The sequence below is a fragment of the Thalassospira sp. A3_1 genome (genome assembly GCF_017744215.1).
GTDB lineage: Bacteria > Pseudomonadota > Alphaproteobacteria > Rhodospirillales > Thalassospiraceae > Thalassospira > Thalassospira lucentensis_A.
The window spans coordinates 774,520-788,194 of record NZ_JAGHQQ010000002.1 but is presented as its reverse complement, the minus strand read 5'-3'; the positions used below and the strand labels follow the sequence as shown (position 1 = coordinate 788,194).

Annotated in this window: 11 protein-coding genes; 3 read left to right on the top strand and 8 right to left on the bottom strand. The window is 57.2% G+C overall.

The annotated features are described in order from the left end of the window. Window positions 1-54 precede the first annotated feature (54 nt). Entirely contained in the window at window positions 55-978 is a 924-nt protein-coding gene (locus tag J7395_RS10685; protein WP_209221453.1) for an NADP-dependent oxidoreductase, read from the bottom strand. Further along, a complete protein-coding gene (locus J7395_RS10680; protein ID WP_209221452.1) occupies window positions 975-1,439 on the bottom strand; it encodes an ester cyclase in 465 nt (154 codons plus the stop codon). The genes J7395_RS10685 and J7395_RS10680 overlap by 4 nt, the downstream gene beginning before the upstream one ends. A gap of 97 nt (window positions 1,440-1,536) precedes the next feature. Between J7395_RS10680 and J7395_RS10675 the strand changes: the two genes are divergently transcribed. Together J7395_RS10675 and greB are read left to right on the top strand one after the other, a co-directional pair. Then, entirely contained in the window at window positions 1,537-2,445 is a 909-nt protein-coding gene (locus J7395_RS10675) for a LysR family transcriptional regulator (RefSeq protein ID WP_209221451.1), read from the top strand. A 78-nt stretch (window positions 2,446-2,523) separates the two neighbouring features. Continuing rightward, complete coding sequence (gene greB / locus J7395_RS10670; RefSeq protein ID WP_247742087.1) at window positions 2,524-3,006, top strand: transcription elongation factor GreB; 483 nt, start codon at window positions 2,524-2,526, stop codon at window positions 3,004-3,006. On the opposite strand, the gene J7395_RS10665 is transcribed toward greB, so the two are convergent. From J7395_RS10665 to J7395_RS10650, 4 genes are all read right to left on the bottom strand, one after another. After that, window positions 2,991-3,401, bottom strand: a complete 411-nt coding sequence (locus J7395_RS10665; protein WP_209221450.1) for a VOC family protein — start codon at window positions 3,399-3,401, stop codon at window positions 2,991-2,993. The genes greB and J7395_RS10665 overlap by 16 nt on opposite strands. A gap of 88 nt (window positions 3,402-3,489) precedes the next feature. Beyond that, window positions 3,490-5,994, bottom strand: a complete 2,505-nt coding sequence (hrpB, locus tag J7395_RS10660; protein WP_209221449.1) for an ATP-dependent helicase HrpB — start codon at window positions 5,992-5,994, stop codon at window positions 3,490-3,492. Between the two features lie 74 nt (window positions 5,995-6,068). Further along, complete coding sequence (locus J7395_RS10655) at window positions 6,069-7,400, bottom strand: hypothetical protein (protein WP_209221448.1); 1,332 nt, start codon at window positions 7,398-7,400, stop codon at window positions 6,069-6,071. Beyond that, the gene (locus tag J7395_RS10650; RefSeq protein ID WP_247742086.1) at window positions 7,387-8,367 is read right to left on the bottom strand and encodes an O-antigen ligase family protein; all 981 of its coding nucleotides are present in this window, start codon (window positions 8,365-8,367) and stop codon (window positions 7,387-7,389) included. The genes J7395_RS10655 and J7395_RS10650 overlap by 14 nt, the downstream gene beginning before the upstream one ends. Before the next feature lie 185 nt (window positions 8,368-8,552). Here J7395_RS10650 and J7395_RS10645 point away from each other — a divergent pair, with 185 nt between their 5' ends. Next, window positions 8,553-9,899 (top strand): O-antigen ligase family protein, encoded by a 1,347-nt coding sequence (locus J7395_RS10645; protein ID WP_209221446.1) that lies wholly within the window; start codon window positions 8,553-8,555, stop codon window positions 9,897-9,899. Window positions 9,900-10,187: 288 nt separating this feature from the next. Here the strand turns inward: J7395_RS10645 and J7395_RS10640 are convergent, their stop codons facing one another. Next, complete coding sequence (locus J7395_RS10640; protein WP_209221445.1) at window positions 10,188-12,239, bottom strand: polysaccharide biosynthesis tyrosine autokinase; 2,052 nt, start codon at window positions 12,237-12,239, stop codon at window positions 10,188-10,190. Then, window positions 12,236-13,675 (bottom strand): WecB/TagA/CpsF family glycosyltransferase, encoded by a 1,440-nt coding sequence (locus tag J7395_RS10635; RefSeq protein ID WP_209221444.1) that lies wholly within the window; start codon window positions 13,673-13,675, stop codon window positions 12,236-12,238. The genes J7395_RS10640 and J7395_RS10635 overlap by 4 nt, the downstream gene beginning before the upstream one ends.

The following is a 13,675-nucleotide window of genomic DNA, read 5'->3' as shown; positions in this document are numbered from 1 at the left end:
ATCTCAGAAAACAAAAACCGTGACACAGACAGTCTGCGTCACGGTTTTCTCATATTAAACCATCGTCACAATGATCTTGCCGCGCGCCCGGCCCGATGCTTGCCGGGTAAATGCATCGCCGAACTGATCGATTGGCACGGTCCGGTCGATCAGGACCTTCACTTTATTCTCGTGTATCGCTGAAACAACCCGCGCCAACCGTTCCCCGTCAGACATATGAAACACAAACTGCGCATTGACATTGTGCGCATGTGCCAATGCCTCGTCCGGCGGGGCAACAAGCGATAGCAACCTGCCGCCGCTTCGCAGAACTCCAAACGATTTTTGCTGTGTTTCGCCGCCAATGCTGTCGATCACCAGATCGATGTCCGAAAGCATTTCAGCAAAATCGGCATGACGATAATCAATCACCTGATCTGCGCCCAATGTCCGCGCAATGTCGATCCCGTCCCCGGATGCGGTTGCAATCACGCGCGCGCCGGCCGCACGGGCAAACTGGATGGCGAAGCTACCCACCCCGCCTGCCCCGGCATGGATCAGAACGGTCTGCCCGACACCAAGGTCGCCCATCTCGAACAGCACCTGCCACGCTGTTCCCGCCGCCGTCGGAATGCCTGCGGCCACTTCAAGCGGCATGTCTTCAGTTAGCTTCACAAGGTAATTTGCCGGAACACAGGCGAACCCGGCAAAGGCACCACCTGCGACCGGATCAAGCCGGGCAATAACCTTGTCACCTTTCTGCCAGCCGATCACATTTGCACCGACGTCCTCGATCATCCCGGAAATATCTGATCCCATCGTGTATCGGAATTCCAGCGGGAAATAGCCCTGCAACACGCCGCTTTGCAATTTGACATCCAGCGGATTAAGAGCTGCTGCTCCCACCCGGACCAGCACGTCCTCCGGGCCGATTTCCGGTGTGGCAATATCGCGGATGGCAGGTGCCGTATTGTAATCATCAAGTCTAACGGCTTTCATTGCGAGGCCTCCTGATCGGTGATTGGCCATGCGCCCACCTGATACAACCAGCCAAGCCAGTCTTCCAGATGCCATGTATGGGTCACCTTGCCGTTTTCGACATAATGAAATTCGTGGATCGGCATGCGAAAAGCGCTGCCTGTCGGCGTAATCCCAAACCATTCGCCTGAATGCGTGCCGGTGATTTCGGCGCGCACGGCAACCCGGCCCGGGCCGCCAATCATTTCGTGGACGATGATTTTCACGTCTGGAAAGGCAGCCTGAAACGCCCTGATCAGCGGCTTCATACCGTCGCGTCCCGGTTCCTGCCCGGGGGCTAGCGGGATATCCTGCCAGTCGCTGCAAACCGCCTCATCCAAAAGGTCGGCACCTTCGCTGAAAGCCCGGTACAGTGCTTCGATGGCCTTGCGATCCGGGTCTGATACCCCGGTAATCGCGGGCGTATTGATTTGATCCGTCATTTTCATTTCCCATTCAGGATTGTTGGATATGGGGAAATGCTACCGACCCTCTCGACATACTTGAAATCAATATAAAATATGTGACAACATCCATCTCATGGATTTACATGGCATCGACCTCAATCTTCTGGTGGCCTTCGACGCGCTGATGAAAGAACGCAGCGTCACGCGTGCGGGCATACGTATTGGCCGCACTCAGCCAGCCATGAGTGCCGCACTATCGCGACTACGTGGGTTGCTTAATGATGAACTTTTCATCCGCAGCCCTGCGGGTTTGCAGCCAACCCCGCGTGCCCTTGATCTTGCCGAACCACTCGGCCATGCACTGACCGAAATTCAGCGCACGCTTGAATTCACCCAGACGTTTGATCCGACAACGTCCACCGCGACCTTTTCCATCGCACTTTCCGATCATCCGACCTTTAGGGTCCTGCCGGTACTACTTGATGCCCTACGTCAAAAGGCACCGGGCATCACGCTGCGGATCGGTAACTTCACCGCGCGGGATGACGCCATTACCCTGCTTGACGCGGGGGAAGCCGACCTAACGATTGGCGTACCGCCTTCTGAAACCGGCCGCATCCTGACCCAGCCGCTTTTTTCCGAAAACTTTGTCTGCGTGATGCGTCGCGACCATCCGGCTGCCAAGGCACCGCTGGATCTTCCAGCCTTTCTGTCGCTATCGCATTTGCTGGTATCACCGGAAAATGACCGCTTTGGTCTGGTGGATGCGGCACTGGCAAAAATGGGCCATAAACGCCGCCTTGCCGTGACCCTGCCAACGATGTACGCCGCCCCGCTTGTGATTGCGCGCTCCGATCTGATCGCGACCCTGATGGCTGGCGTCATTCCAGCGTCTGGCCAGGCCGATGCTCTTGCCATTCGATCGCTTCCCTTCGATCTTGATCCGATCGGCTTCACCATGTCTTGGCATCGCCGCAATGATGTCCATCCCGCACAACGCTGGCTGCGCGATTTTGTCGCGGGCCTGCCGCTTGATGAATAACAAGATGCCCGGTATCTGCTACACCGCCGACCCAAATCGCCTCTTTCCCGCGGCGCAGCGTTAAGCTAAAACCCGCTAATGGACAGACCGATTTACATGACCCCCGAAGGGCTCGCAGCCCTTCGCACCGAACTTGATCACCTGTGGAAGAAGGAACGACCCGAAACCGTTGCCGTGGTTTCATGGGCGGCAGGCAATGGTGACCGGTCGGAAAATGGTGATTACATCTATGGCAAGAAACGCCTGCGCGAAATTGATCGCCGGGTGCGCTATCTTCGCAAACGGATCGAGGACGCAGTTGTCGTTGATCCGCGCGAACAACCCGACCACAGCCGGGTCTTCTTTGGTGCCACGGTCACCTATGTGAATGCGCGGGACGAAGAAGTCACCATCCGCATCGTTGGCGAGGACGAGGCCGAAAGCCTCAAAGGCAAAATAAGCTGGATTTCCCCCGTCGCGCGCGCCCTTATGAAAGCGGGTGTCGGTGATGTGGTGACGCTACGCACGCCAGCGGGCGAGGACGAGCTTGAAGTCCTGAAAATCAGCTACCCGACCGTGTAACCATTGGGTTCTGTCACCGCAATTTCATATCCGTCCGGATCACGGACAAAGAACTGATGCGTGCCGTCCTCAAGCTCCGTCACCGGCTCTGGCTTGAACCCGGCATCGTTTATCGTGTCAAACATGCCGTCGACATCATTGCATTCCAGATACCAGACCAGCCCGGCAAAGGATGGTCGCATCCGGCGCTCTTCATGCGAAACACCGCCATGCGCGGCCAGCATCAAACGGATTCTGGTATCCCCGCCACCTGCCTCCAGCATCGCCCAGACCGGTTGCTCATCCAGATCGGACAAGGTACGCGCCACCACCTCAAACCCCAGCAAACGGTAAAAATCGATGCTGCGGTGAATCTCGGCAACGTTTAAAAGCGGTGTGGCGGCTGTGATCATCATGATCCTGTTAAACGCAAAATCGAGGCACGATTATGCCCGCCTGCACCACACGCGTATAGCCCCTGCCGCGCCCGATAAGGCCGTCTTCTCACATCCGGCTTTTGACCCGTCTGGTCGGTTCGGCCTGCAACGGGTCGTCGGGCCAGTAATGTTTGGGATAACGTCCCTTCATCTCGGCCTTGACCTGCGCATAGGAGCCGTTCCAGAACCCGACCAGATCAGACGTTACCTGAAGCGGCCTTTGTGCTGGCGACAGCAGATGCAACGTTACCGCCACCTTGCCCCCGGCGATTTTGGGAGTTTCGGTCGCGCCAAACATTTCCTGCAACCGGACAGGAAGCCCTGGTGTTTCGCCACTATAATCAATGCGGATATGGGATCCGGTTGGCACGGTCCAGTGGGTCGGTGCCAGACGATCAAGCTCCTGGCGCCAGTTCCAATCAATGCCCGATAACAGTGCCTCGGCCATATTGACCTGTTTAAGCTGGCTGCGTTTATTGATCCCGCCAAGATATGGCATCAGCCAATCCTCAAGCGATGCCAAAAGCGCATCGTCGCTCATGTCGGGCCAGTTTTCCGGATCGACCCGATGCAGGAACGCGATCCGTTCACGCAGTCCCTCGGCCGCCTTGTCCCAAGGCAAACAATGCAGGCCAAGACGGCGAATGCCTTCGATCATCGCGGTTGCAATCGCATCCGGTCCGGCCTCGTCACGGGTGGCCTTTTCATCAAGCACCAGCGCCCCGATCCGCCGTTGCCATCGTGCCTGCACCGCATCGCTTTGCGCATCCCAGAAGACCTCTGTTCCTTCCGAAATCTGATCGGCAAAATGAGTTTCAAGACTTGCGCGCGACAAAGGTGCGGCAAGGTAAATCCGTGCTTCGCGCGCCTGCCCGTCAAGCTCCGCCACCGCGATATAGGGTTCGTTCGCCAATGCATCGTCATTGGCCAGTATCCCGCCACGCCCGCCCGACAGGCGATACCGCGCATCCGTACCCTTGCGTCGTTCGCCAATCCGGTCGGGATAGGCAAATGCCAGAAGCAACCCGACCTGATCCGCATGATCCACAGGGCCGACCTCAATGTTGCCTGCGTCGGACGCCACTTCTTTCTTTGCGACCTCAACCAGTCGCCGTGCAAGCTGTCTTGCGGCTTCCGTGATCATTTTTGGGGCCTTGCGGGCCAAAATTGTCTCGACCCGAAGCGTTAAATCCGCCCCACGCCCGCGCATGAAATCCCGATCCGACAAAAGTGCTGCCAGCGCACAGGCAACCTCGCCCAATCCAAGGCGCGCGCCACGCAACATCATATGTGCCAACCGCGGATGCACTGGCAATCCGGCCATCGCAGTTCCCATTGGCGTGATCCGGTTAGCATCGTCAATCGCCTCAAGCCGCCGTAACACATCACGTGCCTGTTCGATCTTTGCTCCGTCGGGCTGATCCAGCCACGGCAGGCTTGCCGGATCAAACACGCCCCAGCGGGCGAGCTCCAGCGTCAGTGGCGCCAGATCGGCATCGGCAATTTCCGGCGTGGTAAAAGGCGGACGGGCGCGATGTTCGGCTTCTGCCCACAGGCGATAACATACGCCTGGCTCCAATCGTCCGGCACGACCGCGACGTTGTTCGGCACTGGCCTGCGATGATTTGACCGTCACCAGCCGCGTCATGCCCGATGCCGGGTCAAATCTTGGCAAACGCTGCAATCCGCAATCGACCACCACCCGAATGCCATCAATCGTTAATGACGTTTCGGCAATCGCGGTTGCCAGCACCACCTTGCGCATGCCATCGGGTGCTGGCTCAATCGCAATGTCCTGTGCCCTGGTTTCCATCGCGCCATAAAGCGGCGCAATGATCACCGATGGATCAAGCCCGTCTTTCAACGCCGCCTCAACCCGCGTGATTTCCCCCTGCCCGGGCAGGAAGGCCAGGATCGACCCGCTTTCGTCGCGAAGTGCCAACCGGATCGCCGCCGTCATTTCCCGATCAATCCGCGCATCGGGGCGGATCGGGATATATTTTGTTTCAACCGGAAAAGCGCGGCCTTCGCTGGTGATCACCGGGCAACCGCCCATCAGGGCCGCAATCGGATCGCCATCAAGGGTTGCCGACATTACGACAATGCGCAAATCATCGCGAAGGGCGGCCTGCGTTTCCATCGCTAATGCCAATCCCAGATCGGCATCAAGCGACCGTTCGTGAAATTCATCAAAAATCACGCAGCCAATACCTGACAGTTCCGGGGCATCCTGGATCATGCGCACCAGAATACCTTCGGTCACGACCTCGATCCGGGTTCTGGCGGAAACCTTGCTGTCAAACCGCACGCGATAGCCGACTGTCTCGCCGACGCCCTCGCCCATCAACTGGGCCATCCGGCGCGCTGCCGCCCGCGCGGCAAGCCGCCGGGGTTCGAGCATCACGATCTTCTGATCATTCCGCCATGCACTTTCCAGCAACGCCAAGGGCACCTTGGTCGTTTTCCCAGCCCCCGGCGGGGCCTGCAAAACCGCATTGGTACCGGTTTCCAGCACGGCACAAAGGTCGGGCAGAACAGCATCAATCGGAAGGACGGGAAAGGCTTTGGGCATGAACGGCTTTCTGATTTCTGGTTTGGGGCCGGTATCTGCCCCGGTTATTTCCCAAAATGCGCAAACGGGCAAGGTTACGTGTCGCTGGTAATCACCTCAATCCGCCCCGCCTGCAGGATAATTCCCCGCTCCCCGCCAATCCGTTGCAGGGTTTTAAGCCCTCGCGTCAGGCGATAAAGTGCTTCCATATCCCCGCTTATCCGCATTTTCTGCGCCTCGATCCGGGTCACTTTAAACAGGTCACGAAATGCACCTTCAGAAAGCGCACGAAGGGCTTCCTCCTTCTCCAGCCGGGCCGGATCCGGATGTTCGAAAACCAAGGGTTGGCCAGGGTTGAGTGTTTCTCTCATCGTGGTCTTTTCTATCACAATCGACAATGCCCAGACCATCCATGCCTGCGTCCAGCGCATGTAATTACGCCGATCCACACCAAACCACCCGCGCCCGGCATAAAAAACTCCGCGATTGGCATCAAACAATGCATCACAGACCCAATCTGCAATCTTCTGTGCCGCTGTCAGTTCACCAAACCGACAAAGTGTCGCGATGGCTTGTGCCACCGCATGACAATCCACATAACCTTCCCGCCCGGCAAAGCTGCGCGGATGGCCATTCGCATCAAAGCATTCCGCGCGATAAAACGCATATCCGCGCATGATCGCGTCATCTACCCCGATCATCCCGGATGCGCGGAACCGATCAAGAAGATCAAGGATGTAACCGGTATGAAAGCCATCAATAAAACGATGGTGCACCCGCGTACCATATTCCCATGCCCCATCGGGCCGCTGTGTAGTCAAAACCCGCGCAACCGACTTCTGGCTCATCTCATTACCAGGATCAATCCGATGTAATGCCCACGCTGTCCAAAGGCTGGCATTGTGGATTTCGGCATTCCCTTGGTCGACATAGGCAAAATATCCCTCCCGCCAAAGCCCACGCATAAACCCCGCCGCACGTTGCATCACCGGATCGGTTGAGGACATACCCCGCGCCATTAGCGCATCAACCGCAAAGCTCGTGACAATCGCATTGGACGCACCGCGCGCCACATAAAAGGCGCGCGCCTGCCACGCAAACGGATATCCCCAACCACCATCCTCGTTTTGCATCTGGCAAAGCCTGCCCGCCACATCGCAAAGCCGAACACCGTCGCCCGCCCCCGAAAGCAAAGCCAATGTTTTCGGGTTTTGCAATGCCGGAATCATCGCGATGTGGCGCAGTGCTCGTGGCCGACGCTTTATCGCCTGCAACCACACCAGCCGCGCCATACGAAACCGCCCCAAACCACTTAACCGGAACAATCGGCTTTCAAGCCCGTCAAACGGATCGGCCCCGGTAAAATCGGCGGCAACAATCGCAACCATCACCCGGTCGCGCACGGCGATCAGATCATCGATTTTCAACTACGGCCTCCCGCATCGCGATCCCGGCGGCCATCCCGCAACAGATCAGGTAATGCCCGTATGAAAGCGTATTATCCGTCACCATGGTTACAGCTACCGATGCCAGAATACAGACAGCCACCCGCGAACCCCGCGCAAGCCATATCAGCATCCCCCAGCCCATCACCCAAAGAATTATACCGATCAATCCCGTCTCGAAAAGGATGCGGAAATGGTCGTTATGCAGCGCGCCAAAAGCCGCTGCAGATGGCAACTGCTGCAAAACTGCCTCTACACTTCCCGCGCCAAAACCAAGCCACTGCTGAACGGTGTCAGCCTGTAACCAATCATCCCAAAACATCTGCCAGAACGCCAATCTCCCGCTGCCATGGGTCATCAGGAGACGCGGCAGCCAGATAGCTGCCATCACCATAGCGCCGAGCAAAACCGGTATCCCCAAAAGCCAGGTCATCGCATGCGAAAACCGCACACGCCCAAGCAGAACAATCACAAGTGCCAGAACCGCAATCCGCGTCTGACTCAACAAGACGGCGATGCCGCTGATTGCGCCGATGACACCATATGCAGGCCGCGCCATCACACAAGCCAGCACAAACAACCCCAGAAACAAAAACGGGTGATTAAGCCGCCATCCCTCGTGCGTTGCCTGAAAAACACTGGCAACCGGCAGGTAAACCGCAAGTGCGGGCACCATGACGCGCAAACAGTCCCGCCCCAGACAAATCCCGCAAACCAGCCCCAGCGGCAGAATCAAAAGATTGCCGATCAGCCGCAGCTTCTCGTCACTATCACCATCGCCAGCCCCGACAATTGCGATCAACCCACACAGCAAAAGGCAGGCGACCAATCCATCGCCCGTCAATCGAGCCCGGAAAACCAAAGGAAATATCCAAACACCCCAGAATCCGATCAAAACAAGCTTCGCCGCCATCCCGCCGAACCCGGTCAGCCAAAGGGATACCAGCATTGCGAAGATGCCCGGCAAGATGACGGATATAGAAACACCTGTTAGGGGCGCGTTCCGACCCGATCGCAGGTTCAGTTCGGCCATAAATATCCGCACCCGAAACTGACCCCGTCACACCACAGGACAAACCCACCAAACTCCGTTATCGTGATCGCATTGTAATCACGGATGTTTTCGGGATGCCGATGCCACGACTGGGACAATTCTGTCTGACATCGCAAATCGTTCTGGCGCCGCTTCTGCTGGGCGGGGGACGACCATGGGCTATGGCGGTGCTGACCATTCTGACCGGCATCGGCCTGATCGTCACCGGATGGCGCAGCAGGGCGGAACTCACACCCGGCATTCGGCAGATTATCCTCGCCGGAGCACCTGTTTCCCTGTGGCTGGTATTGCAAGCAATACCAATCTGGCCGATCCAGCCCCTGCCCTTTGATGCGCCCCGTATCGCCCTCTATCCGCATGCGTGGCAATCCATGGTCGGCAATATCGTCTGGCTGGTCGGCACCTGCATTCTGGCCGCTCAGAATGCCCGAAGCCAGAGCCGGGCTGTTATCCGCCATATCGCCATTGCCGTGGTGGTTTCCGCATCCATTCAGGCCGTCCTTGCGGCCTTTGCCGATGTGATGGCGATTGAAACCACCTACTGGTTTTCCAAGCAGTCTCATCTTGGCGACTGGACAGGTACCTTTGCCAATCGCAATGCCTTTGGCGGGTTGATGGCAATTGCCATTTTGTGCTGCCTGTACCTGTTTTGCCGCAAAAGTGCCACCACGACCGGACAGCGGATCGACCATGCAGGCGGCTGGATCGCCCTTGCCCTGATTTTCACCGTCGCCCTGATCGAAAGCCATTCGCGCAGTGCCGTTGTGGCCCTTGCCATCGCAGTCGCGAGTTTCGCAATCCTTTATCGTCCAGCCCATTTCCAGACCGGAATTTGGCGCGCTGCTTACCCAGTCCTGACTATCATCAGCATGCTGGCGATCCTGACACTTGTTGCCGCGATGGTACCCGACCTCGGCAATCGTTTCGCCGAACTGGCACGACTTGATCTGATCCAGCGCGACGACGCATGGCAAACCGCATTCATTGCAATATCCCATCGCCCGCTTGTCGGTTTTGGCCCCGATGCTATCACACTGGTAATGGATCATTTCGCCACCACCGGCCTGAACCGCAACGCCGCATGGTTCAGCAGCCATAACCTGTGGCTCGACGCGACCCTTGTTTTCGGCATCCCCGCCACAATCCTGATTGTTGGGTTCATCCTGTGCCTATTAATCCGGGCGATCCGAAACACGGGAAACAGAGCCGACCGGACCCTGCTGATCACCCTCGCCATTCTGAGCGGCATCATGGCCAGTCTTGGCTGGGTTGCCTCTCTCCCGGCGCTCATTCTGCCGTTCCTATCGGTTCTGTCCAGTCTTGAAGTAGCGCCGAAAGCGCAAGGTTGCGAAGTCTCACAATATCGGGGCGATCACCTGCAATCATCGCCACCCGATCCAGTTCTTCGGCAATCGCACGCGGATTAACGTCCTTTCCCTGCGCCCTAGCAACCGCGTGAAGCGACAGCAAAACCGGATCGAATGGCGCGTTGGAAAGTGCGGCCGTTACGCGTTCGTCCAAAACGATCCAATCACCGGATCGAAACGCCTCATTTATGGCCTTCCCCTTCCCGGCACTAGCAGAACCGTCACCATCGCGCAGTACGAATTCAATATCGGCATTCCGATCAAATGCCAGAATCTCGGCACCAAGACGCACCAAACCAACCCCAACCAAAACGACCCCCGCGATGGACAGAATCACACGGCGATACATCATATCCCCTCCGCCCGTGTGGCATTCATCCTGCCATAGGCCGGTCTGACCCGTGCGGCCCCCAGGACAAGGCCATCCGGCTTCAAACCGGCGGCGTGCAACTGGCTGATCGCATCGCGAATATCCCGGCGTTTGCTATATCCCCGTCGCAGGATCAATAGCCGCGCATCGGCAACGCCCATCAACAGAACCGCATCCGCGACGGATAAAACCGGCGGACTGTCGATTACGATCCGGTCATAGCTTCCGCGCAAATGATCCAGCACATCCGCCAAACCCGTCTGAAGCACCCCGGTCGCAAGGCTCCCCGGCACGGGCGCCCGTGCCCCGATATAGTCAAAGGATACGCCATTTTCGCCGTGATGAATGGCATCCCCAGCCATCGCATCCCCGGTCAGAACCGTGGTCAGATCGGCCATTTTCAGCCCCGTCCCCCAACCGGCTGGATGACGCAGATCGCCATCCAGAAGCAGCGTTTTCATACCCGCAGCAACAAAGCCTGTCGCAAGGTCGCGCGCCAATCTGCTTTTCCCCTCGCCCGGTACCGCCGACCCGATGCAGGTAACATGTGCCCTGTCCACATCCCCCCGGGTTCTCGCAAGAATATTAATCAGGACCGCCAGATGCCCGACCGCTTCCTCCATCAAAACAGCGTTGGCCCCCGGGGCATCTATTTGTGGCGTTCGGGCAAAAAGAGGGATGCCGAACTGATCCTCAAGATCGCCGTTATCGTGAATCGCCTGATCGAAATAGTGCCGAAGCATCCCGGCAACAATGGCAGCAAAAAGTGCAACCAGAACCGCCGCCATCCATAAATCCCGTCTTGCCGGGAATTCTGCGGCTTCGGGTAGGGTTGCGGCCTGTATCACCATCACATCGGCCTGAAAAGCAGCAAGACCGATACGCAATTCCTGTTCCTGCCTGCCGAGCATGTCGGCCTCGCTGCGTGCCAGTTCCACCGCACGCAAAAGGAAGGCCTGCCCCTGTGCCCTGTCATGACGTGCGGACAGTTTTATCTGCCATGCATCGCGCTGGTTTCTGATTACCTCGTACTGTTTTTGTGCCTGCTGCAAATCAAGTTCGATCTGACGCGCGGCAAGCATGACGGCCTCGTCCAAATGCCTGCGAACGGTTTCAAGTTCACCTGTCACGGCAATCATTGCCGGATGTTTCGGCCCGTATCTCTGATCAAGTGCAGCATGATGTCGCCGCACATCGTCATATTGCCCGGCAAGCTTGCGCACCATTTCATGATTGGCAACCGGCGGCAGCGCCAGAAGCGCGTCAACCGATTGCGCATTTGTGTTGGCGTCTACCTTCGCCTCCGCCATCAGACGGGCATGTTCCATATCCCGCCGGGCCAGTTCAAGCGCTGCGTTCAGTTCGTATATCCGGTCCAGCATCAACCGGCTTTCATCTCCCTCGACAAACCCTGCCGCCTGCTGCCAGTCGGCAAGGGCGGTTTCTGCCGTTTCAAGTCGCAGATTGGCCGCCAGCAACTGATCCGATGTTTCCGAAAGCCTTGCGCGCAGTCCCTGTTTTCGTGCGTTTTCACGCTGCCAAAGATAACTGTCGATAACTGCCGAAAGGATTTTCTGGCTCTGAAGAGGATCGGCATCGCTTGCACGGACCTCGATCACGGATGCATTGCCGACCCGCGCCACATCGATCCTTGATCGCAAAATGCCAATCGCCCGGTCTTCGTCACCCTCACGCTTCGCCCCCTCGGACGCAATTTCCACACCGTCCCCGCGCAACACAGAAAGTGCGGTTGCCAGCACCTCGTTACCGCGAAGCTCGGCCATTCTGGTTTCCAGATGCTGCGCAATTCCGATACCATCGAGAGGTGCATCATCGCCGTCGGTCACAAAGCCGATTTCCACCACCGAATGATAAGTCGGCACCCAACGCGGAATAATCAACGCTGCCATAACGAGTACGGCAGCAAATACCAGAGCGACAGTCCCCCGTCGCTGCCACAGGACCGGCAAAAGATCGATCAGTGCCAAATCGAACCCGTTACGATTTTGCGAATTTCCGGAATGCCTCATCGCGGGCTTACCGAAGGCTGTTCAATCCAGTCAGATTGATCCGTATCCGCCTGTTCTTCCGTAATCGTCGTATTCCAGCTTTGCCCTGCCGCCGGGTCCCACTGCATATAGTGCTTGCTGAAACGAAGGGATAGAAATAACTCGGGCGGCTTTGGTGTACTTACGAAATCCGGAACAATGGCAGCTTCGGTCGAGCGCGCCTCACCACGATATCCGGTATCAAAGAACCGCCGGGATATTTCAGGAAGGCGTCCTTCCGACAGCACATCTTGCACCATCGGATAGGGATACATCGCAACAAGCTTAAGCACCGCCTTCATGATTATCAGTTCTATTAGAAAACTGCCCGCCCCACCCGGTACAAACATCTGCGTCAACGTCAAAATCCGATCAAGAATCAGCAAAATCGCTGTGAAATCTTCGATCGTCAGACTGCCGTCATCGGTCGCGTCATGTTCGGCAAGCAATTTCGCGATCAGGTTATCGACGATTTCATCAATTTCCGCCGTCTCGCCTTCCGCTACCTGTCCGGTCAACAATCGTATCAGTGCCGCGGCCTGCGCGTCGGCATCACGGTCCGCTATTGTCGTATCCTGTTGAGTTGCAACCACCTGGCCAGCCGCATCGACAGGAGACAAGATCAGCCAGATCACGCCGATAAACACTGCAGCCAGACCCGCCGCGCGGTAAAACCAGCGCCGCCTTGCCAGCAAGATGGCCGGGGTCACCTCGCACGCAAACCGCGCAAGCCCGCAAACATAGCGCGGCACCATAACTCTCGGCGCACAGACCATCCGCCATGCGAATTCCAACCCGGATCGTTGCCAGATTTCCGGTGCCCGTTTGATATCACCAGAAAGCACATCAAACGCCCCACCAACACCCATGACAAACCTGCATCCGGTTTGGGCACCGTAATTGATTACAAATGAATCTTTGCGTGGGCTTGGAAGGGCGACAAAAACCGTATCCGCCCCGCTTCTGCACACCATTTCGGCCAGTTTGGCATCATTCATCTCATAACCATGGTGGACACCAGCGATGATCAGGTGAGGAAAATCGAGACGAAGTCTTTTTTGAAGCCGATCCAGAACTTCGGCGCGTGCGCCAAGTAAAAACACCGAATGCCCGACCGCTTCAAACCGTGGCAAAAGGCTTTGCATCAAATCGATACCCGTCACCCGTTCGGGTACCGCAATCCCGAGCAAACGTGCTGCCCAAACAATCCCCATGCCATCTGCAGACAGGCAGTCGGCCTGCGTCAGAATCCTCCAAAGGTCTCGGTTCCGGCAGGCCTGCGCAAATTTGACAGCATTTAGCGACAGGTGACGGAAACAGACCTCATGATGGATGCGTTCACAGATATGATCAGCCAGTTCTATCTGCCTGCTCAAATCAAGCGAAAGGCCGAAAAATGCCTGTCGGTCGCTGTTCAT